Annotated in this window: 23 protein-coding genes; 14 read left to right on the top strand and 9 right to left on the bottom strand. The window is 69.9% G+C overall.

The annotated features are described in order from the left end of the window. Positions 1-30 precede the first annotated feature (30 nt). The 3 genes from ACR3ZA_RS03020 to ACR3ZA_RS03010 are packed head-to-tail and all read left to right on the top strand — an operon-like array spanning position 31 to position 2170. Entirely contained in the window at positions 31-663 is a 633-nt protein-coding gene (locus ACR3ZA_RS03020) for a helix-turn-helix domain-containing protein (RefSeq protein ID WP_473660018.1), read from the top strand. Further along, complete coding sequence (locus ACR3ZA_RS03015) at positions 660-896, top strand: hypothetical protein (protein WP_473660015.1); 237 nt, start codon at positions 660-662, stop codon at positions 894-896. The genes ACR3ZA_RS03020 and ACR3ZA_RS03015 overlap by 4 nt, the downstream gene beginning before the upstream one ends. A 29-nt stretch (positions 897-925) precedes the next feature. Next, positions 926-2170: a benzoate/H(+) symporter BenE family transporter gene (locus ACR3ZA_RS03010; protein WP_473660013.1), complete on the top strand. Its 1245-nt coding sequence runs from the start codon at positions 926-928 to the stop codon at positions 2168-2170. On the opposite strand, the gene ACR3ZA_RS03005 is transcribed toward ACR3ZA_RS03010, so the two are convergent. Genes ACR3ZA_RS03005 through valS form a run of 3 tightly spaced genes read right to left on the bottom strand, consistent with a single transcriptional unit; the run spans position 2125 to position 5401 of the window. Then, positions 2125-2355, bottom strand: a complete 231-nt coding sequence (locus ACR3ZA_RS03005; protein WP_473660011.1) for a hypothetical protein — start codon at positions 2353-2355, stop codon at positions 2125-2127. The two genes, ACR3ZA_RS03010 and ACR3ZA_RS03005, sit on opposite strands and share 46 nt — an antisense overlap. Beyond that, positions 2355-2795, bottom strand: coding sequence for a GNAT family N-acetyltransferase (locus tag ACR3ZA_RS03000; RefSeq protein WP_473660010.1), 441 nt, complete (start codon positions 2793-2795; stop codon positions 2355-2357). The genes ACR3ZA_RS03005 and ACR3ZA_RS03000 overlap by 1 nt, the downstream gene beginning before the upstream one ends. Before the next feature lie 5 nt (positions 2796-2800). Next, positions 2801-5401, bottom strand: coding sequence for a valine--tRNA ligase (gene valS, locus ACR3ZA_RS02995; protein ID WP_473660008.1), 2601 nt, complete (start codon positions 5399-5401; stop codon positions 2801-2803). A 116-nt stretch (positions 5402-5517) separates the two neighbouring features. Here valS and ACR3ZA_RS02990 point away from each other — a divergent pair, with 116 nt between their 5' ends. Beyond that, positions 5518-6243, top strand: a complete 726-nt coding sequence (locus ACR3ZA_RS02990) for an NAD(P)H-dependent oxidoreductase (protein WP_473660006.1) — start codon at positions 5518-5520, stop codon at positions 6241-6243. A 2-nt stretch (positions 6244-6245) separates the two neighbouring features. Here ACR3ZA_RS02990 and ACR3ZA_RS02985 read toward each other — a convergent pair whose 3' ends face one another. Beyond that, complete coding sequence (locus ACR3ZA_RS02985; protein WP_473660004.1) at positions 6246-6767, bottom strand: immunoglobulin domain-containing protein; 522 nt, start codon at positions 6765-6767, stop codon at positions 6246-6248. 93 nt (positions 6768-6860) lie between these two features. Further along, on the bottom strand, positions 6861-8156 hold the full coding sequence (locus ACR3ZA_RS02980) for an MFS transporter (protein WP_473660002.1): 1296 nt from the start codon (positions 8154-8156) through the stop codon (positions 6861-6863). A gap of 155 nt (positions 8157-8311) precedes the next feature. Here ACR3ZA_RS02980 and ACR3ZA_RS02975 point away from each other — a divergent pair, with 155 nt between their 5' ends. The 6 genes from ACR3ZA_RS02975 (at position 8312) to ndk (ending at position 15438) form a co-directional block, all read left to right on the top strand. Beyond that, positions 8312-8665, top strand: a complete 354-nt coding sequence (locus ACR3ZA_RS02975; RefSeq protein WP_473660000.1) for a GntR family transcriptional regulator — start codon at positions 8312-8314, stop codon at positions 8663-8665. Beyond that, positions 8662-9663: a DUF1648 domain-containing protein gene (locus ACR3ZA_RS02970; protein WP_473659998.1), complete on the top strand. Its 1002-nt coding sequence runs from the start codon at positions 8662-8664 to the stop codon at positions 9661-9663. Before ACR3ZA_RS02975 ends, ACR3ZA_RS02970 begins: the two co-directional genes overlap by 4 nt. A gap of 294 nt (positions 9664-9957) precedes the next feature. Further along, a complete protein-coding gene (ileS, locus tag ACR3ZA_RS02965; protein ID WP_473659996.1) occupies positions 9958-13179 on the top strand; it encodes an isoleucine--tRNA ligase in 3222 nt (1073 codons plus the stop codon). Then, a complete protein-coding gene (locus ACR3ZA_RS02960) occupies positions 13176-14567 on the top strand; it encodes a Mur ligase family protein (RefSeq protein ID WP_473659994.1) in 1392 nt (463 codons plus the stop codon). The genes ileS and ACR3ZA_RS02960 overlap by 4 nt, the downstream gene beginning before the upstream one ends. Continuing rightward, the gene (locus ACR3ZA_RS02955; protein ID WP_473659993.1) at positions 14564-15016 is read left to right on the top strand and encodes a DUF4233 domain-containing protein; all 453 of its coding nucleotides are present in this window, start codon (positions 14564-14566) and stop codon (positions 15014-15016) included. The genes ACR3ZA_RS02960 and ACR3ZA_RS02955 overlap by 4 nt, the downstream gene beginning before the upstream one ends. Further along, on the top strand, positions 15013-15438 hold the full coding sequence (gene ndk, locus ACR3ZA_RS02950; protein WP_473659990.1) for a nucleoside-diphosphate kinase: 426 nt from the start codon (positions 15013-15015) through the stop codon (positions 15436-15438). The genes ACR3ZA_RS02955 and ndk overlap by 4 nt, the downstream gene beginning before the upstream one ends. Before the next feature lie 25 nt (positions 15439-15463). On the opposite strand, the gene ACR3ZA_RS02945 is transcribed toward ndk, so the two are convergent. The 3 genes from ACR3ZA_RS02945 to ACR3ZA_RS02935 form a co-directional block, all read right to left on the bottom strand. After that, entirely contained in the window at positions 15464-16231 is a 768-nt protein-coding gene (locus tag ACR3ZA_RS02945) for a thioredoxin domain-containing protein (protein WP_473659988.1), read from the bottom strand. Then, positions 16231-17100: a thioredoxin domain-containing protein gene (locus tag ACR3ZA_RS02940; protein WP_473659985.1), complete on the bottom strand. Its 870-nt coding sequence runs from the start codon at positions 17098-17100 to the stop codon at positions 16231-16233. Before ACR3ZA_RS02940 ends, ACR3ZA_RS02945 begins: the two co-directional genes overlap by 1 nt. An 84-nt stretch (positions 17101-17184) precedes the next feature. After that, a complete protein-coding gene (locus ACR3ZA_RS02935) occupies positions 17185-17781 on the bottom strand; it encodes a vitamin K epoxide reductase family protein (RefSeq protein ID WP_473659983.1) in 597 nt (198 codons plus the stop codon). Positions 17782-18116: 335 nt separating this feature from the next. Here ACR3ZA_RS02935 and ACR3ZA_RS02930 point away from each other — a divergent pair, with 335 nt between their 5' ends. Further along, entirely contained in the window at positions 18117-20546 is a 2430-nt protein-coding gene (locus ACR3ZA_RS02930) for an Rne/Rng family ribonuclease (protein WP_473659979.1), read from the top strand. A 46-nt stretch (positions 20547-20592) separates the two neighbouring features. Here the strand turns inward: ACR3ZA_RS02930 and ACR3ZA_RS02925 are convergent, their stop codons facing one another. After that, positions 20593-21117 carry a redoxin domain-containing protein gene (locus ACR3ZA_RS02925; protein WP_473659977.1) on the bottom strand — a complete coding sequence of 175 codons (525 nt, stop codon included), beginning with the start codon at positions 21115-21117 and terminating at the stop codon, positions 20593-20595. Between the two features lie 123 nt (positions 21118-21240). On the opposite strand from ACR3ZA_RS02925, the gene ACR3ZA_RS02920 reads away from it, so the two are divergent. The 3 genes from ACR3ZA_RS02920 to ACR3ZA_RS02910 are packed head-to-tail and all read left to right on the top strand — an operon-like array spanning position 21241 to position 24452. Then, the gene (locus tag ACR3ZA_RS02920; RefSeq protein WP_473659975.1) at positions 21241-22275 is read left to right on the top strand and encodes a permease; all 1035 of its coding nucleotides are present in this window, start codon (positions 21241-21243) and stop codon (positions 22273-22275) included. Beyond that, a complete protein-coding gene (locus ACR3ZA_RS02915) occupies positions 22265-23113 on the top strand; it encodes a TIGR03943 family putative permease subunit (protein WP_473659973.1) in 849 nt (282 codons plus the stop codon). The genes ACR3ZA_RS02920 and ACR3ZA_RS02915 overlap by 11 nt, the downstream gene beginning before the upstream one ends. Beyond that, positions 23085-24452 carry an Ig-like domain-containing domain gene (locus tag ACR3ZA_RS02910; RefSeq protein WP_473659971.1) on the top strand — a complete coding sequence of 456 codons (1368 nt, stop codon included), beginning with the start codon at positions 23085-23087 and terminating at the stop codon, positions 24450-24452. The genes ACR3ZA_RS02915 and ACR3ZA_RS02910 overlap by 29 nt, the downstream gene beginning before the upstream one ends. Positions 24453-24454 lie beyond the last annotated feature (2 nt).

The raw sequence follows: 24454 nt of genomic DNA, 5'->3' as shown, positions 1-24454 counted from the left end.
AAGGATATGTTGCAAAGGTATCTTTGCGTTATGACCGACGACCGGACCCCCCGCAGTCTTGATGTCAACGACCTCAAGGCCCTCGCGCACCCGCTGCGCGTGCAGCTGCTCGACGCGCTGTCGACCTACGGGGCGGCGACCGCCAGCGGACTGGGGGAGCGGCTGGGTGAATCCAGCGGGGCGACCAGCTATCACCTGCGCCAGCTCGAGAAGCACGGCTTCGTTCGCGAGGTCGAAGGCAAGGGCAGCGCCCGCGAACGCTGGTGGGAGCGCGTGCCCGGCGGCCTCATGCTCGAGGCGAGCAGCTTCGACCCGGAGTCGCCGGAACGCGCCGCCAGTGAGCTGCTGCTCGGCGAATGGGAGCGCAATCGCCGTCGACTGCTGAGCGACTTCATGGCGCGCGGCGAGGCACTCGGGCACGACTGGCTCGAGGCCAGCACCCTGACGACCACGAATCTGAGGCTCACGCACGCGCAGCTGGCCGACCTGCGCGACGCGCTGATGACGGTCGTCGAAGACTACGTGTCGCGCTACCGCAGCCACGACGCGCCCGGTGCGCGCCCCGTGCAGCTTCAACTCAATCTGTTCCCCGTCGTCGACGGGACCCCGACCCCGGAATCCGACGACACCATCACTCCGCCCGCCAAGGAGGCGAGGTCATGACGACACAGCCGATCACCGTATTCCCGTCCATGGCGCTGGGCCGCTCCGGCGCGCGACGTCCGAGCATGCGACGAGCCGCGATGCTCCTCGGCGTCGCGCTCGTGCGGTGGGGGCGACGCGGCACGCGTGCGATGACCCGGGACGAGATCCAGGCGCGTCGCGCCCTCGAGCAGCAGCTGCAGGCCACCCGGCTCCAGGGGCTGCGGCTCGCCGCCGACCACGGGCCGCGGTAGCCGGTGCCGAGGGGCACTAGGTTGTGGGAATGCAGACCTCCACGCCCTCGGGAGCGCCGGTGCGCATGAACGATCTGGGGCATCCGATCGCTGCCGGGGTGATCGCCGCCCTCACGGGTTTTGCGAGCTCGTTCACGCTCGTCATCGCTGGACTGGTGGCGGTCGGCGCCACTCCCGCGCAGGCCGCGTCGGGGCTTTTCGCCCTCTCGCTCGGCCAGGGCATCCTGTGCATCGCCCTGAGTGTCGCCTTCCGGCTGCCGCTGGCCTTCGCCTGGTCGACGCCCGGCGCCGCCGTGATGATCGCGGCGGGCGGGCTCACCGGCGACTTCGGAAGCGCGATCGGCGCGTTCCTGGTGTGCGCCGCGCTGCTGCTGCTCACGGGGGCCTGGCCAACGCTGGCCCGCGCGATGACCCGCATTCCTCCCGCGATCGGCAGCGCGATGCTGGCGGGGATCCTGGTGCCGATCTGTCTGGCGCCGGTGCAGGCGGCCGTCGAACTGCCCGCGCTGGCGCTGCCAGCCATCATCGTCTGGGCGCTGCTGGCGCGACTCGCGCCGCGGTGGGCGGTGGCCGGGGCGGTGATCGCCACGATCGCCGCGATCGCGATCTCGGGACGCGCGGCCGGATTCGGCGACTACTCGCTCGCCCCGACGCTGGAATTCGTGATGCCGCACTTTGACCCGCTCGTGATCGTGAGTCTCGGCGTTCCGCTGTATCTGGTGACGATGGCCGGGCAGAACGTGCCCGGATTCGCCGTGCTGCGCACCTTCGGCTACCACGAGCCGCCCGCGCGCGCGATCCTGCTGAGCACCGGCGCCGCCTCGGCGATCATCTCGCCGTTCGGCGGCTACGTGCTGAACCTCGCCGCGATCACGGCGGCCATGATGGCGGGGCCCGACGCGCACGCAGATGCGCGCCGGCGCTGGATCGCGACCGTCACCTGCGGCATTGCCTACCTTCTGCTCGCGTTCGGCGCGAGCGCCGCCAGCGCGCTCGTCGCCGTCGCGCCGCCGATCCTGATCACGGCGGTTGCGGGGCTGGCCTTGTTCGGTGCGTTCGGGTCGTCGATCGCCGACGCGCTCCGCGAACCGGCGCACCGGGTCGTCGCGGTGCTGACGTTCCTGGTCGTCGTCTCCGGCGTCACGATCGCCGGGATCGGCTCGGCCTTCTGGGGCCTCGTGGTGGGCGCGCTCGCCTATCTCTGGCTGGTGCTCTCGCACCGCCCTCGTCAGTCGGCGGGCGACACCGTCGCTGCGTCCCCGACCGGGTCGTAGCGAATCGTCGTGCCGTCGTCGAGTTCGACGACGGGGCGGCCCTCCAACCAGGTGAGGGTCCAGCGCCACTGACTGGTGTCGAATGAGGCGACCTCGGCCTCGACGCTGCCGATCGCCGCGATCACGGCGTCGGGGAGCGAGGCGGGGGCCTGTGCGCCGACCGCCCACCGCGTGCCGAGCTGCATCAGATGCCCTTCTCGTAGGTCACCCAGGTGGTGCGGGTGGCGATCTTGTCGTAGACGCGCTGCGCGCGCTCGTTGTCGGCGGCGGTGATCCAGCGCAGCTTTCCCCCCTCGCCCGATTCGCGGGCGAGCGCGGTGAGCGCCTCGATCAGAGCCGTGCCAGTGCCGGTGCCGCGCGCATCCGGGTCGACGTAGAGGTCGTCGAGGTACCAGTCGGTGCCGCCCGTGAAGGTGTCCGGGTGACGTCGGTAATGGGCGAACCCGACGAGCGCACCGTCATCCTCGGCCACGATCGCGTCGATGCCGGACCCGGGCGCCAGCAGGATCCCGCCGACCCGGTCGAGCACATCCTCGGAGAACTGCGTCTCGTAGAACACGCCGTAGGCGCGAAACAGCTCCCGCCAGGCGGGGAGGTCGTGCACGGTGAGCTCGCGGATCTGCACGGCGATCAGGCCTCCGGCTGCTCCGCGAGCACGATCTCGGTCACGGCGACCTCCTCGGCCTCGACGAGCGTCAGCTCGGCGATGCGGCCCACGGCGCGCAGGTCGTCGACCGCCTCGGCCAAGAGTGCGGGGCCGGCGAGCACGGCCGAGAGCACCTCGGTCTTCTGCGAGGCCTTGGCGTCGGTCTTGGCGCGGCGGATGCCGATGAGCGCGGCGCTCACCTCCGGCAGTAGCCCACGGGCCGCGCCGAACTCGGCCAGCTCGGTCGCCTGCGGCCACGCGGCGGCGTGCACCGAGGTCGCGTGGGTCCAGCGCCACACCTCTTCGGTGGCGAACGGGATCACCGGGGCGAGCAGGCGCAGGAACACGTCGATCGCGAGGCGCAGCGCCGCCACGGCACTGGCCTGCGGCGCGCCGGTGCCGGTGTAGGCGCGCTCCTTCACGAGCTCCAGGTAGTCGTCGCAGAAGGTCCAGAAGAACTGCTCGGTCACCTCGAGCGCGCGCGCGTGATCGAACTCGGTGTAGGCCTTCGTCGCCAGTCGCACGACCTCGCCGAGCTCGGCGAGCATGTCGCGGTCGAGCGGTTCGGTGATGGCGCTGGTCTCGATACGGCCCTCGGGGCCTACCCGACTCGCGTCGAGCGGGAACGAGTAGACGAACTTGGAGGCGTTCAGCACCTTGATCGCCAGGCGCCGGCCGATCTTCATCTGCTTCGGGTTCTGCGGATCGAAGGCGGCGTCGGTGCCGAGGCGCGAGCTGGCGGCCCAGTAGCGCACCGCATCCGAGCCGTGCTCCTCGAGCAGGCCCGCGGGGGTGACGACGTTGCCCTTCGACTTCGACATCTTCTTGCGGTCGGGGTCGACGATGAAGCCGGAGATGCCGGCGTTCTTCCACGGCACCTGCCCGTGCTCGAGCTCGGCGCGCAGCACCGTCGAGAACAGCCAGGTGCGGATGATGTCCTGACCCTGCGAGCGCAGGGCGTAGGGGAACACCAGGTCGAACAGCTCGGGGTCGCGCTCCCAGCCGCCGGCGATCTGTGGCGTGAGGCTCGAGGTCGCCCAGGTGTCCATGATGTCGAGCTCGCCCTCGAAGCGGACGCCCCGGTCTGCCTCCGTGTAGCCGGGCGGGACGTCGCTCGACGGGTCGATCGGCAGCGACGCCTCGTCGGGGACGATGACGCCGGTGCGCTCGCCCTCGGCATCCAGCTCGTACCAGACCGGCAGCGGCACACCGAAGAAGCGCTGGCGCGAGATCAGCCAGTCGCCGGTGAGACCGCCGACCCAGTTCTCGTAGCGCACCCGCATGAAGTCGGGGTGGAAGTCGATGCTCTTGCCCGCGGCGAGCAGGCGCTCCTTGAGCGCCTCGTCGCGCGCACCGTTCGAGATGTACCACTGGCGCGTCGAGACGATCTCGAGCGGCTTGTCGCCCTTCTCGAAGAACTTCACAGGGTGGGTGATCTTGCGCGGCTCGCCGTGCAGGTCACCCGACTCGGCGAGCAGCTCGACCATGCGGGCCTTCGCGCTGAACACGGTCTTGCCCGCAAGCTCCGCGTAGGCGGCGCGGCCGGCCTCGCTGAACAGCTCCTCGGCGGGGGCCTCGGCGATCAGGCGGCCGTCGCGGCCGATGACGGTGCGGTTGGGGAGGTCGAGCTCGCGCCACCACACGACGTCGGTGACGTCGCCGAAGGTGCAGATCATGGCGATGCCGGAGCCCTTGTCCTGCTGGGCGAGGCGGTGCGCGACGACCGGCACCTCGACGCCGAACACCGGCGTCGTCACGGTTGTGCCGAACAGACCCTGGTAGCGCTCATCGTCCGGATGCGCGACGAGCGCGACACACGCGGGCAGCAGCTCGGGGCGGGTGGTCTCGATCTCGACGGTGCCGCCGTCGGGCTTGTGGAACGAGACCCGGTGGTAGGCCGCGGGCTGCTCCTTGTCTTCGAGCTCGGCCTGGGCCACCGCGGTGCGGAAGGTCACGTCCCACAGGGTGGGGGCATCCGCCTGGTAGGCCTCGCCGCGGGCGAGGTTCCGCAGGAACGCGCGCTGCGCGGTGGCGCGCGAGTGCTCGTCGATGGTGCGGTAGGTCAGCGACCAGTCGACGCTGAGCCCGAGGGTGCGCCAGAGGTCTTCGAACTGCTTCTCGTCTTCGACGGTGAGCCGCTCGCAGAGCTCGACGAAGTTGCGGCGGCTGATCGGCTGCTGGTCGGCGGCCTTCGTGCTCGAGCCCTCGCCGCCGTCGTGCGGGGGAGTGAAGTCGGGGTCGTAGGGCAGCGTCGGGTCGCAGCGCACCCCGTAGTAGTTCTGCACGCGGCGCTCGGTCGGCAGGCCGTTGTCGTCCCAGCCCATCGGGTAGAACAGGTGCTTGCCGTTCATGCGCTGGAATCGCGCCGCGAGGTCCATGTGGGTGTAGCTGAACACGTGGCCGATGTGCAGGCTGCCGGAGGCGGTCGGCGGAGGCGTGTCGACGCTGAAGACGGCGTCCTTGCCCGCGGCCAGCGCGGCCGTGCGATCGAACCGGTGGGTGCCGTCGACCTCCCAGGTCTCACCCCACTTCGCTTCGAGGCCCTCGAGTGCGGGCTTGTCGGGAATGGGGGCGCTGGCGTTCACGCGGACTCCGGTTCGATTTCGACGGCACCGAGTCAATGCCCCGAATCCGGGGCGAGGTGCCTGAGTGTGAGGTGTGATCTGAGTCTACCGACTCCGTCCGGGAGTACGGTCGGCGCATGGCCGCCGCGACGCCTCCCGCTCGGTATGACGATCTGCATGCCGCTTTCGTGAACTGCACGCTCAAGCGCAGTCCCGAGATCAGCCACACTCACGGCCTGATGAGACGCAGCATCGCGCTCATGCAATCCCAAGGGGTGTCGGTCGACCAGATCCGGCTCTCCGATCACGATGTCGCCGACGGGGTGTACCCGGACATGCGCGAGCACGGGTGGGAGTTCGACGAGTGGGTCGACCTCTGGCCGCGCATCCGTGACGCCGACATCCTCGTCGTCGGAACCCCGATCTGGCTGGGGGAGCCGTCGTCGATGCTGCGTCGCTTCATCGAGCGGCTGTATTCGATGAGCGGCGAGCTCGCTGAGAACGGCCAGTACGTCTACTACGGCAAGACCGCAGGGGTGCTGGTCACCGGCAACGAGGACGGCGTGAAGCACTCGGCGATGTCGACGCTCTACAGCCTGCAGCACATCGGCTACACGATTCCACCGGCCGCCGACGCGGGCTGGATCGGCGAGGTGGGGCCGGGCCCGAGCTACCTCGACGAGGGCTCCGGTGGCCCCCAGAACGACTTCACCAATCGCAACGTCACCTTCATGACCTGGAACCTGCTGCACCTCGCGCGCATGCTGAAGGACGCGGGCGGGATTCCGGCCTACGGCAACCAGCCCGAGCGGTGGACGCGGGGCGAGCGCTGGGGGTACTCGGCGAACCCCGAGTACCGCTAGCGCTACTCGCTGACGAGAATCGTGTCGCGTGCGATGATCTCGGAGCCGAGGAAGACGGCGATCGAATACTGCTGCCACCCGGTCGGCTGACCGCACTGGTAGTCGACGGTGATGGTGCCGACGGCGGGGAGGCCCGTCTCGTAGGGCTCGGCGTCGGCCGCCTCGGTCCCGATGCCGAACGACACCGTGGTGCCCGCGGTGTCCCAGGTGAAGGTCAGCGGAACGGAGCCGCCTGCCGTGCAGTTCACCTCGGTGGTCGACGACTCGAAGCTGCGGATCGGCGACGGCGGCAGTGTCGGCTCGGCGCTCGAGGTGGCGGTCGGCGTCGCGCTCGGGGTGGGGCTCGCCGACGGGGTGGTTGTCGCGCTCGGGGTGGGCGTCGGCACGGGGGTGCTCGCGTCCCCGTCGTCGGTCAGCAGCACGACGATGAGCGCGAGCACCGCGACGAGGAGCAGGCTCGACGCGGCCAGCAGGGCGATCACGAGCCGCGAAGGCCGCCGCCGCTCGCCGAAGTCGCTGTTCATCGAAGCCCGCCCGTGATCCGCCTCAGGTCGTGGCGGGGCTCGTCGCCCCGCCACGAGTTCTGAGCGTCACTCTAGGCTCCGCCGCCGCGCGCTTCAAGCGGCGGGGGCGTCGTCCCTGTCGACGCGGATGCGCTGCGCGATGAGCGCGCTCACGAGCGTCACGAGCGACAGCGTCGCGAGCACGAGCCCGGGGTGCCACCACGCCTGCTCGGTCGCGACACCGAGGCCCGCCGTCACGGTGGGGATGAAGCCCGAGACCACGGCCGCGAGGGCGTAGGCGAACCCGAGAGCCGAGTAGCGGTAGCGCTCGTGGAACAGCTCGGTGAAGATGCCGCCGAGGGCGGCCCAGCTCATCGTCGGCAGGATCCCGCCGATGATCATCATCGCCACGAGGAACTCGAAGCTGGAGAACTGCAGCGCGTAGTAGATCGGGAACGCGACGAGGAGGGTTCCCAGCGCGCCGATCGCGACGACGCGGGCCGACCCGATGCGGGTCGCCCACCAGCCGAACAGGGGGATCGTGACGAGCTGCAGGAGCCCGCCCGCGGTTGTCGCGATGAGCAGCTGGTAGTAGTCGTAGCCGAGCACGCCCGCGCCGTAGTTCAGCGTGTAGGTGTTCATGAGCGAGTAGGAGCCGATGCCGAGCAGGGCGACGCCGATGGCGACGAGGATCGTCGCCGGCTGGGCGCGCAGCAGTGCCGCGATCGGCACGCGGGGTCGCAGTCCCTGCTCTTTCACGGCGGTGAAGACGGGAGTCTCGGTGATCGCGAGGCGCAGGTAGAGCGAGATCGCCAGCAGGGGGAGCGCGGTCAGGAACGGCACCCGCCATGCCCATGCCGAGATCTCGGGGGCGCTCAGGGTCAGCGTGAGCCAGAGGAACGCGGTGGCGGCGAGGATCGAGCCGATCGGCGAGCCGAGCTGCGGCATCGCGGCGGCGAAGGCGCGCTTGGCGCGGCTCTCATGCTCGGTCGCGATGAGCACCGCGCCACCCCATTCGCCGCCGAGCGAGACGCCCTGGGCGACGCGCAGGGTGACCAGCAGGATCGCCCCGAGCCAGCCGGCCTGGTCGAAGGTCGGCAGGACGCCGATGAGGCCGGTCGCCACGCCCATGATGGTCACGGTGACGATCAGGGTGGTGCGGCGGCCGAGTCGGTCGCCGAGGTGCCCGAACAGGATCGCGCCGAGCGGGCGTACGACGAACGCGACGCCGATGGTGGCGAGAGCGGTGAGATTCGCCCCCACCGGTCCGAGCGGCTCGAAGAACAGCGGGCCGGCGAAGAAGGCCGAGAAGTAGGCGAACAGGTAGAAGTCGTACGACTCCAGGGAGGTCCCGACCAGCGAGGCCCAGCGGGCCTTGCGTGCGGTGCGGGGGTCGGAGGGAGCGATCACGGAGGCACGGGTGCTGTCCGTGACCGACGGGGACGTGGTTGGCACTTTGCCACGAGTTTCGTTGGTCACAAGTCCAGAAGCGTAGTGGCGTGCGGGCGACCGCGCCCGACGGCGCACAACTTGTTCTATAAGAAATAGAAATATATGCTGGCGGCATGCTGTTTCGCATCGACCCTTCCTCGGCGGTGCCGCTGTTCGCCCAGCTCGCCGGGTCGGTGCGCGGCGCGCTCGCGCGCGGGGAGCTCCGCGAAGGCGATCGCCTCCCCAGCGCTCGCGAGGTGGCCACCGCGCTCGACATCAACATCCACACGGTCCTGCGCGCCTACCAGGAGCTGCGTGATGAGGGTGCCGTGGAGCTCCGCCGCGGGCGCGGTGCGGTGATCACGGCGCAGGCCGGGACGCGCATCGACATCGCCCCTGCCGTCCGCGATGTGGTCGCTGCGGCACGGGAGGCCGGAATCGGTCGCGAGACCCTCATCTCGCTCATTCGAGAGGAATACCCGTCATGACCGCACGGTCCGCGACGTCCTACCGCGTCATCATCATCGCCCTCGGGGTTCCCCTGATCATCACCGCCCTCGGACTCGTCCTCGTCTCGGTGTGGTCGTCCGAGCTTCCGTCGACGGTCGCGATCCACTGGGGATTCGACGGCGTCGACGGTGTCGGGCCGCTCTGGATCATCCCGATCCTGCTCGTCGCCGTCGGCATCGGCGTCCCGGGAATCCTGTACGGCGTCCTGGCGGCGGCGGGCGGACGCGGGGAGTTCACCCTCGTCCACAAGCTGCTCGCCACCGTCGCGTTGGCGGTGTCGGTCCTCATCGTCACGATCGGGGTCGGGTCGCTCTGGCTCCAGCGCGGTCTCGCCGACGCGCGGGAGGCGGGCGACATCCTGCCCGTGATGGGGATCGCCGCAGCCTTCGCGCTCGTCGCGGGCGCGATCGGCTGGTTCGTGCTGCCCGCCGCCGCTCCGGCCCGCGCCGCTGCGCCTCAGGACGCGACCCCGCTGATGGTCGGTGAGGGCGAACGGCTGGCGTGGGTCGGCGGAACCCGGCTCAGCCGGCCGCTCGCCTTCGCGGTCGTCGCGGCCGTGCTGTTCGCGGCGCTCGCCGTCGGAACGGCCGTCATCGCGAGCGACGGCGCCTACGCCGCACTCTTCGCCATCCCGCTCATCCTGCTGCTCGCCGTGCTCGCGACCCTGCATTTCACCGTCCGCGCCGACCAGCGCGGCCTCACGGTGACCGGCGGCGTCGGCTTCCCCCGCTTTCGCGTGCCGCTCGACGCGATCGAGAGGATCTCGGTGGTGCAGGTGAACCCGCTCGCCGAGTTCGGGGGCATCGGCATCCGCCTCGGTCTCGACGGCCGATTCGGCATCGTGCTCCGACGCGGTGCGGCGCTGCAGCTCGAGCGCCGCGGAGGTCGCACCTTCCTGGTGACCTGCGAAGACACCGAGACGGCGGCGCGCGTGCTCGCCACATTGCATGCGCGGTCGCATCGGTCCGGAAAGTAGCTGCACGGCCCGCAGATTCCGGCCGTGAAACCGCTACGATGAAGGCAGCAACTGCGATCCGGCCATCACCGGGGAGTTCCGGGAAGAACGCGCTTCGGCGTCAGTAGAACCCGGCGGGTCAGCCCGTCACAGCGAGCAAGAGCGGCGGAGGTTTCTCGCCGGTCGAGTAGCGGCAACGCCGCGTATCGAGACCGCGACGCACCCCCGCAAGCGAGGTGGTACCGCGGTTTCTGTTCGATGCGAACGGGAGCCGTCCTCGTGGAGATCGAACACCCGCCACGAGTTGAGGACCAGATGCCGTACCCCGCGATCCCCGCCTCTCCGGACTTCCCGGCCATCGAGCAGGGCATCCTCGCCTTCTGGAAGGGCGACGACACCTTCCGCGCCTCTGTCGAGCAGCGCGAAGGCTGTGACGAGTGGGTCTTCTACGACGGCCCGCCGTTCGCCAACGGTCTGCCGCACTACGGGCACCTGCTCACCGGCTATGCCAAGGACCTGTTCCCGCGCTACCAGACCATGCGCGGCAAGCAGGTGCACCGCCGCTTCGGCTGGGACACCCACGGTCTGCCCGCCGAGCTCGAGGCGATGCGCCAGCTCGGCATCACCACGAAGGACGAGATCGAGGCGATGGGCATCGAGGCCTTCAACGCGAAGGCTCGGGAGTCGGTGCTGCGCTACACCGGCGAGTGGGAGGAGTACGTCACGCGCCAGGCGCGCTGGGTCGACTTCGAGAACGACTACAAGACGCTCGACGTGAGCTTCATGGAGAGCGTCATCTGGGCCTTCAAGCAGCTGCACGAGAAGGGCCTCGCCTACGAGGGCTTCCGCGTGCTGCCGTACTGCTGGAACGACGAGACCCCGCTGTCGAACCACGAGCTGCGGATGGACGACGACGTCTACCAGATGCGCCAGGACCAGTCCGTGACCGTGACCTTCCCCCTCGTCGGGGAGAAGGCGGAGGCGCTCGGTCTCACCGGCGTCAACGCGCTCGCCTGGACGACCACCCCGTGGACGCTTCCCACCAACTCGGCGCTCGCCGTCGGTCCCGAGATCGAGTACGCGCTCGTGCGCAGCGCCGACGGAGCGCACGAGTACCTGCTGGCTGCTGACACCGTCGCCGCCTACGCGAAGGAGCTCGGCTACGCCTCCGCCGCCGAGATCGAGGTCGAGCGCATCGTGCGCGGTGCCGAGCTCGACGGCGTGCAGTACGACCGGCTGTGGGACTTCTACGTCGACGTTCCCGGCATGGAGAACGCCTGGCAGATCCTCGTCGCCGAGTACGTCGCCACCGGCGAGGGAACCGGCATCGTGCATCAGGCCCCCGCCTACGGTGAGGACGACCAGATCGTCTGCGCCGCCGCGGGCATCCCCGTCGTGCTGTCGCTCACCGACAGCGGTCGCTTCCTGCCGGAGGTGGAGCCGGTCGCCGGTCAGCTCTGGTCCGACGCCAACAAGCCGCTCGTGCAGCTGCTGCGCGCCGAAGGGCGGCTGTTCCAGCTGAAGAGCTACGAGCACAGCTACCCGCACTGCTGGCGCTGCCGCAACCCGCTCATCTACAAGGCCGTGTCGAGCTGGTTCGTGCGCGTGCCCGAGTTCAAGGGGCGCATGGGCGAGCTCAACCAGCAGATCAACTGGGTGCCCGACAACGTCAAGGACGGCCAGTTCGGCAAGTGGGTGGCGGGCGCACGCGACTGGTCGATCAGCCGCAACCGCTACTGGGGCAGCCCCATCCCGGTGTGGAAGAGCGACAACCCCGAGTACCCGCGCATCGACGTCTACGGCTCGCTCGCCGAGCTCGAGGCCGACTTCGGGACCCTGCCGAAGAACGACGCCGGTGAGCCCGACCTGCACCGCCCCTTCATCGACGAGCTGACCCGGCCGAACCCCGACGACCCGAGCGGCCAGTCGACGATGCGCCGCATCGAGGATGTGCTGGACGTCTGGTTCGACTCCGGCTCGATGCCCTTCGCCCAGGTGCACTACCCGTTCGAGAACGCCGAGTGGTTCGACTCGCACAACCCGGCCGACTTCATCGTCGAGTACATCGGGCAGACGCGCGGCTGGTTCTACACGATGCACACGCTCGCGACGGCGCTGTTCGACCGACCCGCCTTCAAGAACGTCATCAGCCACGGCATCGTGCTCGGCAACGACGGGCAGAAGATGTCCAAGAGCCTGCGCAACTACCCGAACGTCTCCGAGGTCTTCGACCGCGACGGCGCCGACGCGATGCGCTGGTTCCTGATGTCGAGCTCGGTGATCCGCGGCGGCAACCTCATCGTCACCGAGGAGGGCATCCGTGCGGGGGTGCGCGAGCTGCTGCTGCCGCTCTGGAGCACCTACTACTTCTTCACCCTCTACGCGAACACCGCCCCCAGCGGCGAGAGCGGGTTGAGTAGCGCCGAAGGCGCGTATCGAAACCCCGGTTACACCGCAACCTGGCGCACCGACTCGACGAACGTCCTCGACCGCTACCTCCTGGCGAAGACCCGGCAGCTCATCGTCGACACCACGAGCGACCTCGACGCGCTCGACAGCCCGTTCGCGGCCGCGCGTCTGCGCGACTTCGCCGACGTGCTGACCAACTGGTACGTGCGGCGCAGCCGCGACCGGTTCTGGGAGGGCACCGACACCGACGCGTTCGACACGCTCTTCACCGTGCTCGAGACGGTCACCCGCGTCGCCGCACCGCTCATCCCGCTCGTCACCGAGGAGATCTGGCGCGGGCTCACCGGCGGGCGCAGCGTGCACTTGGAGGACTGGCCGGACGCCTCCGCCTTCCCCGAGGATGCGGCGCTCGTCGAGACGATGGACCGCGTGCGCGAGATCGCCTCCGCCGGGCTGGCGCTCCGCAAGGCCCGCCAGCTGCGGGTGCGACTGCCGCTGGCCCGGCTCACCGTGGTGAGCGATGCCTCGGCCGGCCTCTCCGACTTCGCCGAGATCCTCGCTGACGAGCTCAACGTCAAGGACGTCACGCTCGAGCCGCTCGTCGAATCGAGCCTCGCCGACTTCGGGATCACGCGCCGCCTCAGCGTCAACGCGCGCGCCGCGGGCCCGCGCCTCGGCAAGCAGGTGCAGCAGATCATCCAGGCCGCGAAGGCGGGGGACTGGTCAATCGACGGCGACGCCGTCATCGTCGGCGGAGTTCCGCTCGTGGCGGGCGAGTTCGAGCTCGAGCTCGAGGTCGCCGACGCGTCGAACGCGATCGCGTTCCTGCCCTCGGGAGGCTTCGCGCTTCTCGACACCAATGTGACGCCCGAACTGGCGGCCGAAGGACTCGCCCGCGACGTGGTGCGCGCCGTGCAGCAGGCCCGCAAGGACGCCGGACTCGAGGTCAGCGATCGCATCACCCTGACGCTCGGCGCCGACGACTCGGCGCTCGCGGCGATCACCGCGCACCGCGACCTGATCGCCGCCGAGACGCTTGCGACCACCGTCGAGACCCACGAGGCTGGAGACGGAACGATCGCCGTCGGCGAGGGTTCCCAGATCTCGATCGGAGTGGAGCGCGCGTGAGCGACGACACGGGCGGCGCGGCCGTCCCCGAAGACGACTTCGACGACGAGTTCGCCGACGACGCGGCGGAGGTGTACCGCGAGCTGCTCGGCCGCATCGGGGAGTCGAACCCGCAGCCGCGGCTCGAGCCGACGCGTCGTGCGGTCGAGCTGCTCGGCGACCCGCACCGCGCGGCCCCGGTGATCCACGTCACCGGCACGAACGGCAAGACTTCGACCGTGCGCATGATCGAGTCGATCCTGCGCGCCTCGGGGCTGCGCACCGGCCTCCTCACGAGTCCGCACCTGGTGCGCGTGAACGAGCGCATCGTCATCGACGGTCGCCCGGTCTCCAACGAGGCGCTCGTGCGCAACTGGGCCGACATCGCTCCGTACCTGGTGATGGTCGACGCCGAGCTGGTGACCGCCGGCGAGGCGCCGCTCACCTACTTCGAGGCGCTCACCGTGCTCGCGTTCGCGATCTTCGCCGACGCCCCGGTCGATGTGATGGTGCTGGAGGTCGGGATGGGCGGCGAGTGGGACTCGACGAATGTCGCCGACGGTCAGGTCGCGGTCTTCGCCCCCATTGCGCTCGATCACCAGAACCGCCTCGGCGACACCGTGGCCGAGATCGCGCGCACCAAGGCGGGCATCATCAAGCCCTCGGCCTCCGTCGTGAGCGCGATGCAGTCGATCGAGGCGCTCGATGAGCTGCTCGCCGCGACCGAGCGCTTCGAAGCGACCCTCGCGGTCGAGCGCCGCGACTTCGCCGTCACCTCGACGACGGTCGCGGTCGGCGGTCAGCTGGTGAGCGTGCGCGGTCGCGCGGGCGAGTACAACGACCTGTTCCTGCCGCTCTACGGCGACCACCAGGCGCAGAACGCGGCCGTCGCGATCGCCGCCGTGGAGTCGTTCCTCGGCGACGCGACGGTCGCTCTGGACGCCGACATGCTCGCCGAGGGGCTCGGCACCGTGACCTCGCCCGGCCGGCTGCAGCTCGTCGGCGTGGAGCCGACCGTGCTGGTCGATGCCGCGCACAACCCGCACGGCGTCGCGGCCCTGGCGGCCGCCCTGCGCGAGTACTTCGACTTCGACGAGTTCGGCATCGTGCTGGGCGTGCTCGGCGACAAGGACGTGCACGGCATCGTCGAGGAGCTCTCCCCGGTCTCGACCCGTTTCTTCGTGACGCGCTCGCACTCCGACCGGGCGATCTCGGTCGACGACCTCGCCTCTCGGGTCGTCGCGGTCACCGGCCGCGAGGGCGTCACGACGCACGAGGAGCTGGGCGGAGCACTGGATGCCGCGCGCGGCTGGGCGAGCGAATCTCCCCGGCGCGCGGTCGTCGTCGCCGGCTCGATCACGCTCGTTGGCGAGGCGATCGAGCTCGCCGAGACGGGACAGTGGAAGTGAGCGAATCGAGTAGCGCGCAGCCCACCCCGAGCGGGTCGAGTAGCGCGCAGCGCGTATCGAGACCCCGCCGCACCCGCGGCGTCACCGAAGCCCTCCTCACGATCGTCCTCGGCCTCGAAGCCTTCCTGATGTTCTTCGTGACGCTCGTGGTCTTCGGTCTGCGCATCGTCGAGCCCGTCGTCGCCTTCGCCGGCGGGGGAGCGCTCCTGATGATCCTCGTCGTCGTCGCCGGGCTCCAGCGCCATCGCGCCGGGGTGATCGCGGGCGCCGTGCTGCAGGTCGTCCTGATCGCCACCGGTTTCGTCTTCCCCGTGCTGTTCGCGCTGGGCGCGGTCTTCGCGGGGATCTGGCTGTGGGCGTTCCTGCGTGCGCGCGCCATCGAGAAGGCGCGCGCCGAATTCCTGGCCACCCATCCCGAGTTCCCAACCTCCGAAGGAGACCCAACGTGAGCAGTGAGACCGTTCAAGAGACCCTCGTCCTCGTCAAGCCGGACGGAGTCGCGCGCAACCTGACCGGCGAGATCCTTCGCCGCATCGAGGCGAAGGGCTACCAGCTGGTCGACGTGCGCATGCTGACGCCTGACCGCGAGCTTCTCGCCGCGCACTACGCCGAGCACGAGGGCAAGCCGTTCTACGAGCCGCTCATCGAGTTCATGCAGTCCGGCCCGGTCGTGGCGCTCCGCGTCGCCGGCAACCGGGTGATCGAGGGATTCCGCTCCCTCGCCGGTGCGACCGACCCGACGGCGGCCGCCCCCGGTACGATCCGCGGTGACCTCGGCCGCGACTGGGGCCTCAAGGTGCAGCAGAACCTGGTGCACGGCAGCGACGCGCCGGAGACCGCGGCGCGCGAGCTCGCACTCTGGTTCGACTAGAGCCTGACCGGCGGCTGCTCGGCGTCTAGCGGGCGTCGAGCAGCGCCAGCAGCTCGCCGTCGGTCGCGGGGTTCCAGCGCTCCCCGTCGATGACCACGGTCGGCGTGCCGAAGCCGCCGTTCTCGCCGGCAAGCTCCGCGCGCGACACGGTCGAGGCGGTGATCGCTGCCACCCAGTCGCGGAAGTCGCCGTTCTCGACGCAGCTGATGACGTCCGCGTCGGTGACGCCGATGATGCCGAGCAGCTCGACGAGCTGCGCGTCGTCGTAGCCGACGGTGCCCTCGTCGGGCTGCGCCGCGAAGAACCCGTACTGCACGGCGAGGAACGAATCCGGCTCGTGCTCGGCGACGCAGGCCGCGACGTTGGCGGCGCGGCTCGAGTACTCGCTGTCGAGGAAGGCGCGATCGAGGATCGCCACCGGGTGGACCTCGAGCACGAGTTCACCGGAGGCGACGCGGCCGGTCAGCTCCTCCGAGTAGGCGCCCTCGAAGTCGCGGCAGATCGGGCACGACCAGTCGACGTACAGCTCGACGGCCGTGGCCGCCGTCTCGCCGTTCGGGTCCGCGACGACCACCGCGCCATCGACACCCTCGAAGCGGATCCCGCCGTCGGACGTCATGCTCGCCGGGGCGCTCACCTCGAGACTCTCGACGTCGGCGGGCTCCTCCCGCAGCGCGAAGATCACCGCGACGATCACGATGATCGCGATCGCCATCAAGGCGCCGACCACGGTCGGCACCACCCACGGCGGCGTCGGACGCGGAGCCGGGGCGGTGTCGACCGGGTCGGTCATTACTCGGTCGTCTCGGTCTCGGCCGGCAGCAGCGCGGCGAGGAACGCCGCGAACTCGGAGACGTCGCTGACGCTGCCCGTGTAGCGCTCACCGTTGGCGAAGACGGTCGGCGTGCCGAAGTATCCGCTCGAGGGGTTCACCAGGTCGGGGTCGCTGGTCGCGCGGTCGGAGGCGGCGGTCACCCAGGACTTGAACGACTCGTCGTTGATGCAGCTGCTCACCGTCTCTGACGTGATGCCCGCGCCCTCGAAGAGGCTGACGATCTCGGAGTTGGAAAGACCCGTGGTGCCTTCGTCTGGCTGGTTGGCGAAGAGCGTCGAGTGCGCGGTCCAGAAGGAGTCGGGCTCGTTCTCGGCGACGCAGGCGACCGCGTTCGAGGCGCGCGAGGAGTAGCGGGTGCCCGACGACGCGCGGTCCAGGATCGAGACCGGGTGGATCTCGATGGAGGCCTGGCCGGTGGTCACCAGCGACTCGATCAGCTCGGCGTTGGCGTCCTCGAAGGCGCCGCAGACGGGGCAGAGGTAGTCGACGTACATGACGATATTCAGGTCGACGTCGAGGTCGGAGGTGTCGGTGTCGGTCGGCTCGCCGTCGGCCGGGATCGCGGCGGTGGGAACCGCCTCCATCTCCTCGCCGATGAGCACGATGCCGTCGCTGGCCATGTTGAGCGGCCCGGGGCCCGCCGGCTTGACCGAGTTGAAGATCACGAGTCCGACGATCGCGACCACCGCCACGATTCCCAGCGTGACGCCGCCGCGCACGAGCACGGAGTTGATGGTGTCGCGTCGCTTCTGCTTGGCACGCGCGAGCCGCGCCGCTTCGCGCGCCGCCTCGCGGCGCTGGTCCTTGGTGAGTCGCTCTTGGGGCACTGGGAAACCTCGAAGTGTCGGGGCGGAATGGACGGTGGTGAGTCTAGTGGGCACGCGCCCGGCGCTGCCTGGACGTGCGCCTCGCTAGAGGTAGGCGATGACGTCGAGCCGCACCTGGGCGATGATCGCGACGATCGCGTAGCTGCCGATCGTGATCGGCACCACCCAGGAGCGCATCGCCGCCCCGAAGCGGCGCGGGCCTTGCCCGTACACGCCTTCGGCGAGGTTGCGGAAGGTGAGTGACCACCAGAGCGGAATGGTGACGCTCCACACCACCATGCACCAGGGGCAGAGGGTGAACAGGGCGAAGATCGACTGCGAGATCAGCCAGATGACGAAGCCGAGGGCACCGGTCACCCCGACATGGAAGGCGATCCAGAACCACCGGTCGAAACGAGCCCCGGCCAGCAGGGCGACGCCGACCGCGATCGGGGCGACGAATCCGGCGAGTCCGAGAATCGGGTTCGGGAATCCGAACACGGAGCCCTGCCAGGACTCGAGGTTCTTGCCGCACTGCACCAGGATCGAGAAGTCGCAACCGAGAACCGCCTCCGGGTTCTCAAGCAGGTGGAACTTCTCGACGGTGAGCTGGAAGGCGGCCCACCAGCCGACGACTCCGGCGAAGATGAAGAATCCGGCGAGGACCCAGGGGCGGCGTGCGGGTGCTTCGAAGCTGGTCACCTCGCGATTATGGCAAGTCCGACTCGTGAAATCCGGGTCTTTCGTCCTGACGTGCGATAATTTGAGCGAGTTGAGGCGGGCCGCGCTCGCATCAACGCCACAGAAGGCTTACCGGGCATACCGGGCCACGAGGTGCCGACGACCGTCGTCGGGCACCGTGTCGGATCGCCAGTTCCGAATTTCGCGTCGTGAGAGGGCGCCCGAGCAGCTGGGCCCGCGGATCGCGGACGCTGCTCCCAACAGAACAGGATTTGCGAGACACGCGTTTTCGCGTCTCGCTCGAGAGTACCCGGCAGGTGGCGCGGCCATTTCGTCGGATGAGGAGCACACCAGCGATGGTGGATGACAACCCGAATAACGAAGCTGGATCAGAAAAGGCCCCGAAGGCGCGCCGCTGGCGACCGCTGAAGTCGAAGAAGGTCGACGCGCCCGAGGCCGTCGCCGACGCCCCCGTGGCGGACGCGGCCGCGACCGTGGCGGCCGAGAAGCCGGTAGCCGAGAAGCCGGCGGCCGAGAAGCCGGTAGCCGAGAAGTCGGCAGCTGAGAAGCCGGCGGCCGAGAAGCCCGCAGCGGCGAAACGTCCCGCCAAGAAGGCAGCCGGCGCCGCGCCGGCCGCGTCGAAGGCGGATGCGGCAGCGTCAGACGCGCGGCCTGCCGTCGCGCCGACCACCGCGCTGCTCTTCCAGGCGCCCGACCTGCCGCCGATGCCGGAGCGGCCCGCCGCCTCCGAGGAGCCGGCCGCCGAGACCTCGCGTCGTCGTTCGCGCCGTCGCTCCAGCGACGCGCCGCGTGATGGCGACGACGCTCCCGGCACGACCGTTCGGGTGCGTCAGCCGCGCCCGAAGGAGGAGATCACCGAGCCGCAGCGGGTCAAGGGTTCGACGCGCCTCGAAGCCAAGAAGCAGCGTCGCCGCGACGGTCGCGACGCCGGTCGTCGTCGTCCGGTCGTCACCGAGGCCGAGTTCCTCGCGCGGCGCGAGAGCGTCGACCGCGTCATGGTGGTGCGCAGCAAGTACGGGCGCATCCAGATCGGCGTGCTTGAAGACGGCGTGCTGGTCGAGCACTACGTGGCCCGGGCGCAGGATGCGAGCCTGATCGGCAACGTGTACCTCGGTCGCGTGCAGAACGTGCTGCCGAGCATGGAGGCGGCCTTCGTCGACATCGGTCGCGGACGCAACGCCGTGCTGTACTCGGGCGAGGTCGATTGGGAGGCCGCCGCGGCCGCCTCCGCCGCGGAGGGCGAGCCCGCGCCGAAGAATCAGGCCCGTCGCATCGAGCTGGCGCTCAAGCCCGGCGACCGCGTGCTGGTCCAGGTCACCAAGGACCCGGTCGGCCACAAGGGCGCCCGCCTCACGAGCCAGGTGAGCCTTCCGGGCCGCTTCCTCGTCTACGTGCCCGGCGGATCGATGAACGGGATCTCACGCAAGCTTCCCGACACCGAGCGCGCGCGGCTGAAGAAGATCCTCAAGGAGGTCCTCCCGGACGACGCGGGCGTCATCGTGCGCACCGCGGCCGAAGGCGCCACCGAGGAGCAGCTCACGCTCGACGTGCAGCGGCTCACCGCGCAGTGGGCGCACATTGCGAAGACCGTCGAGTCGGGCAACGCTCCGCAGCTCCTACACAGCGAGCCCGACCTGCTGATCAAGATCGTGCGCGACGTCTTCAACGAGGACTTCCAGAAGCTCGTCGTCGAAGGCGACGACGCGATGGAGACCATCTCCGTCTACCTGGGCGCGGTCGCGCCCGACCTGATGGGACGCCTGGAGCGCTACACCGGCGAGGTCGACTCCTTCGACCACTACCGCATCGCCGAGCAGATCGAGAAGGCGCTCGAGCGCAAGGTCTGGCTGCCGTCGGGCGGCTCGCTCGTCATGGACCGCACCGAGGCGATGACGGTGATCGACGTCAACACCGGCAAGTTCGTCGGCTCCGGCGGAAACCTCGAAGAGACGGTCACGAAGAACAACCTCGAAGCGGCCGAGGAGATCGTGCGTCAGCTTCGCCTGCGCGACATCGGCGGCATCATCGTGGTCGACTTCATCGACATGGTGCTCGAATCCAACCGCGACCTCGTGCTGCGTCGGATGATCGAGTGCCTGAGCCGTGACCGCACCAAGCACCAGGTCGCCGAGGTGACCTCGCTCGGCCTCGTCCAGATGACCCGCAAGAAGCTCGGCCTCGGGCTGGTCGAGTCGTTCAGCGAGGCGTGCGACACCTGCGCCGGGCGCGGCATCGTCGTGCACCACGAACCGGTGTTCAAGCACCGCGGCGGCGGCAACGACTCGTCGTCGCAGGGTGGCTCGAACTCGGGCGGCTCGTCGCGCCGCCGTGGCGGTCGCGGAGGCTCCGGCAACTCGGGGGGAAGCACCGCACCGAAGCAGAGCAGCGGATCCAGCGGAACGCACGCGCTGACGGAGGACGTGCGCAACGCGATCGCGCAGGTCGCGAAGAGCACCGTCGCGCACGACCACGAGCACGACACGAAGGCCGCCTCGGGAGAGACGACGGCAGCGCCGTCGATCACCAAGATCGAGCAGGCGGCCGAGGCCGCGGCCAACGCCGCCGTCAAGGTTCTTGATCTTCCGATCGAGAAGGCGCCGCGCTCGGGACGTCGCATGGATCCGCACGCCGCCGAAGAGATCCTCGGCTCGGTGCTCGAGGCCCTTCCCGAGCCTCCGGCCCCCGGGGCGGGTCGGTCGCGTCGGTCGCGTCGCGCCTCGTCGAAGGGCGAGGTCGTGACCCCTCAGGACGGTCCCGCGAGCTGACCACGCGAGCGGTGGGCGCACGATCGGTGAGCCCACCGCTGTGCGCTCAGGCGGCGCCGCGCGCCGGGTAGTTCTGGTCCTGGGCCCAGCGGACGCCCGAGATGATGTCATCGACGGCCGGTCGCGAGAACGGCATGCTGGCGACCGAGCTCCAATAGACCGTGCCGTCGGCGTCGAGCAGGAACGCCCCCGGCTCGTTGAAGCGCGCCGGCTCGCTCTCCTTGATCGCCTCGGAGATGAACAGGCCCCACGCGCGCGCGTCGGCTTCGCTGAGGCTGTGGGCGACCGGCAGCGTGCCGATGCGCCATGATTCCACGGTGGTGGCCGCGCGCTCGGCGTCATCCATGCTGATGGCGACGACGCGGCCGACGCCCGCCTCACGGAGGTCGTCGAGCCGGCGATCCAGTTCGGCGAGCTGGCGACGGCACGCGGGGCAGTGCAGTCCGCGGTAGAACACGACGAGCGCGAAGCGACCGTCAGCGCCGGTCCCGAGTTCGAGGTCGTCGGTCGAGCGTCCGTCGACGAGGGGCAGGGTGAGGCGAGGAGCAGGGGCTCCGGGAATCAACGTCATGCTCGTCCCAACGTGAGCCGAGCGGCGAGCATTCCGCCGCGTCGGAATCGGTGAGGCACCGGAGCTCGCGCCGCTCCCGCCACGCCGAGCTGTTGCCCGGTTGCGTGCTGGCAGAATGTGCGAATGCCGTCCCGCCTCCGAGTCGACTCGCGACCCGATCCGGCGGTCGCTCCGCGGAGCCGCCGCGGGGTGCTCCTCGCCGTGGCGCTGGGGCTGGTGACCGGGCTCGTGGTCGCCCGCATCGCCACGGCCGGGTGGGTGCCGAAGGGTCTGCTTCCCGATCAGGTCCAGGACCTGGTGACGCTGGCGACGAGTCTGCTTGTCGAGTCGCTGCCGTTCGTGGTGCTCGGCATCGCCCTCTCGGTGGTGGTTCGGGTGTGGCTCCCGGAGGGGCTGATCGTTCGCGTGCTGCCTCGCACGCCGGTGCTCCGGCGCGCCGCCCTCTCGCTGGTCGGCATGTTCCTGCCGGTCTGCGAGTGCGGCAACGTGCCGCTGGCTCGCGGCTTCGTCGTGCGTGGGCTGACCGTCGGCGAGTCGATGACGTTCCTGTTCGCGGCCCCCATCATCAACCCGATCACGATCGTGACGACGCATCAGGCGTTCGGCTTCGATGACGGCATTCTCGTCGCGCGACTCCTGGGCGGCTTCCTGATCGCCAACCTGCTCGGCTGGCTGTTCAGTCGGCATCCCGATCCGTCGTCGCTGCTGACGACGCGCTTCAACGCGGAATGCGCGACCAGCGAGGGAAGCACCGCATCGCGCTGGAGCCAGAGCGTGGACCTGTTCGTGCGCGAGTCGGCGACGCTCCTTCCCGCTCTGACGGTCGGCGCGGTGGTCGCCGGCGCCGTCCAGACGGTCGTGCCGCGCTCCGTGCTCATCGCGCTCGGCTCCGACCCGCTCTGGTCGGTGCTGGCGCTGATGGCGCTCGCGCTGGTGATCTCCGTCTGCTCGAACGTGGATGCGTTCTTCATCCTGCCGTTCGCGAGCACGTTCATGCCGGGGTCGATCGTCGCCTTCCTGATCTTCGGAGCGCTCGTCGACATCAAGATGCTCGCGCTGCTGCGCACCACGTTCACGGTGCGCACGCTCCTGATCGTGACCGGCATCGTGGCGCTGGCGAGCGCCGCCATCGGATGGGGGGTCGACCTTGTGGTCTGAGCTGCATCGACTGCGCGGCGTACTGATCGTGCTCGTGGTGGCGGTGCTGACCGTGTGGCTGGCCGCCACCGGACAGCTCGCCCTCTACATCCATCCGCGCTACGACCTCTTCACGATCGCCCTCGCCGCGGTCGCGATCGTGGGCTGCGTCGCCGCGCTGGCCGGCGCGCTCCTTCGGCGTCGCGCCGCGCGCGCTCTCGCTCCGGGGGACGAGCCGCACCGCGCTCCGCTGCCGCTGCTGACGGACGACCACGACCACGACCACGACCACGATGAGACGGCGGCCTCCGACTCGCGACTCACGCGACTCGCCGGGGTGCTCGCGATCATCGTGAGCGCGAGTCTCGCCCTCGCCATGATCGTGCTGCCGCCGGCCACGCTGTCGAGTGCGACGGCGATTCAGCGTGACATCACCTCGCAGACCGGATCGCTGGACCCCGCCGCGGACGCGGCCGCGGTCGCCGAGGCCGAGACCGCCCCCGATGAGCTGTTCGCCGGTTTCACGGTGCGGGAATGGGCGACCCTGCTGCGACAGACCTCCGACCCGACGTTCTACGAGGGCAAACCCGTCGACGTCGTCGGCTTCATCACGGCCATCCCCGACCAGCCGGATGCGTTCTACGTCTCGCGGTTCGCGATCACCTGCTGCGCGGTCGACGCGCAGCCCTTCGGGGTTCCGGTGGTGCTGCCCGGCTGGGAGACCCAGTTCAGCGCCGACGACTGGGTTCAGGTGACCGGTGAGTTCGTGCCGAGCGGATCCCTCGACATCGGTGCGATCGTCCTCGAGCCTTCGGGGGTGACCGGCGTCGATGAGCCTGACCAGCCGTATCTCTTCTGACTGGCGTCGTCGGCAGGCGCTTCGCGGCTACCGGGTTCGCGTCGTCGCCGTGTTCGCCGTGCTCGCGCTGGCGGCGGTGACGCTCGCGGCGCTCGCGAGCACGCAGGGGCCGCGGGTGCAGTCGGTGCGGGTCGATCCGGCCGCCCTCGTCAGCGCGCCGGGGGGAGTGGCGGAGCTCGTCTTCACGCGACCGATCGCCTCGGTCACCGAGGCCGAGGTGCGCATCGAGCCCGAGGTGCCTTTCACGGTCGAGGTCTCGGGGTCGACCGTCATCCTGCGCTTCTCGACGGCGCTGCGCGCCTCCACGGAGTATCGGGTCGTCATCGACTCGGTGCAGGGCGCGACGGGCGGCGCGCGCGGAGTGGCCGAGGCGGGCTTTCAGACGGCCGCGCTGACCGTCGAGACGCTCACGACGTCGTCTGAGGGGCAGCCGGTGGCGGTCGTGAGCACTGAGATCGGCTCGGGGGTGCAGCAGGAGCTGGCCCAGGGCTCCGGAATCCGGGAGTTCGTCCGCTTCGATGACGTGGTGGCCCTGGTTCAGGATGTCGATCGCGAGCGCAGCACGCTCGCCCTGCGCGATCTGAGCGGAGCTGGCGTCCAGGAGTTCGTGCTGCCCGAGGAGGGGCGCATCGAACAGCTCGGCCGGGTCGACACGGCGCTGCTGTTCACGCTGAGCAGCGCGGACGCGGATCCGCTTCCGAACTTCGATTCGACCCTGATGCGCAGCGACCTGGCGGGCGACCCCACTCCGACCGCCGTGCTGGGCCTCGACGGGGAGCCGATCGCGACTCGCGCCTGGTTCTCGATTCCGACCACCGCCGACATCCTGATCGCGGCGCGCGACGGCTCGGTGCTGCGCGGGGATCCGTCGGGCCTCACCCCCTTCGTGCCGCTCGGCAGCTACGTGGACGTCTACGGGATCACGCCGGACGGGACCGGTTTCGTCGCTGCCGACGCGTTCGGCCCGGTGCTCGTCGACCTCGCCTCGGGAGCGCCGTCGCGCCTGACCGCCTCGCTCATCGACGGGGTCGAGCCGTACGTCGGGGCGGTCGCGATGGTCGATGCGGAGCGCCGGGTCGCGAAGGTCGCCATTCCCGACGCCGAGGGCGGCTTCACGACTGGACTCGCGCTCGACGACGGCTCGACCTCGACGCTCATCGACCTGGGCGCGTCAACGGCCTCGATCGCCGACTTCCGCGTCTCGCCCGCGGGTCAGTATCTGTTCGTCGTGCTCGACCAGGGCGCCGCGGGGGAGGCGACGACCGGGCCGACGCTCGTCGTCGATCTGGACACCCTCACGGTGCTCGAGACGCTTCCGGGCGTCGACCCGCAGTGGTGACG

The sequence above is a fragment of the Herbiconiux sp. J20-20 genome, assembly GCF_057365085.1.
Note: the sequence above shows the minus strand (reverse complement) of the source record. Positions and strands in the feature narration are given on the sequence as shown.

Coding starts and splice junctions, on each gene's coding strand:
- ACR3ZA_RS03020 (WP_473660018.1), top strand. CDS start 31: ATGACCGACGACCGGACCCCCCGCAGTCTTGATGTCAACGACCTCAAG.
- ACR3ZA_RS03015 (WP_473660015.1), top strand. CDS start 660: ATGACGACACAGCCGATCACCGTATTCCCGTCCATGGCGCTGGGCCGC.
- ACR3ZA_RS03010 (WP_473660013.1), top strand. CDS start 926: ATGCAGACCTCCACGCCCTCGGGAGCGCCGGTGCGCATGAACGATCTG.
- ACR3ZA_RS03005 (WP_473660011.1), bottom strand. CDS start 2,355: ATGCAGCTCGGCACGCGGTGGGCGGTCGGCGCACAGGCCCCCGCCTCG.
- ACR3ZA_RS02990 (WP_473660006.1), top strand. CDS start 5,518: ATGGCCGCCGCGACGCCTCCCGCTCGGTATGACGATCTGCATGCCGCT.
- ACR3ZA_RS02985 (WP_473660004.1), bottom strand. CDS start 6,767: ATGAACAGCGACTTCGGCGAGCGGCGGCGGCCTTCGCGGCTCGTGATC.
- ACR3ZA_RS02975 (WP_473660000.1), top strand. CDS start 8,312: ATGCTGTTTCGCATCGACCCTTCCTCGGCGGTGCCGCTGTTCGCCCAG.
- ACR3ZA_RS02970 (WP_473659998.1), top strand. CDS start 8,662: ATGACCGCACGGTCCGCGACGTCCTACCGCGTCATCATCATCGCCCTC.
- ileS (WP_473659996.1), top strand. CDS start 9,958: ATGCCGTACCCCGCGATCCCCGCCTCTCCGGACTTCCCGGCCATCGAG.
- ACR3ZA_RS02945 (WP_473659988.1), bottom strand. CDS start 16,231: ATGACCGACCCGGTCGACACCGCCCCGGCTCCGCGTCCGACGCCGCCG.
- ACR3ZA_RS02930 (WP_473659979.1), top strand. CDS start 18,117: ATGGTGGATGACAACCCGAATAACGAAGCTGGATCAGAAAAGGCCCCG.
- ACR3ZA_RS02925 (WP_473659977.1), bottom strand. CDS start 21,117: ATGACGTTGATTCCCGGAGCCCCTGCTCCTCGCCTCACCCTGCCCCTC.
- ACR3ZA_RS02920 (WP_473659975.1), top strand. CDS start 21,241: ATGCCGTCCCGCCTCCGAGTCGACTCGCGACCCGATCCGGCGGTCGCT.
- ACR3ZA_RS02910 (WP_473659971.1), top strand. CDS start 23,085: ATGAGCCTGACCAGCCGTATCTCTTCTGACTGGCGTCGTCGGCAGGCG.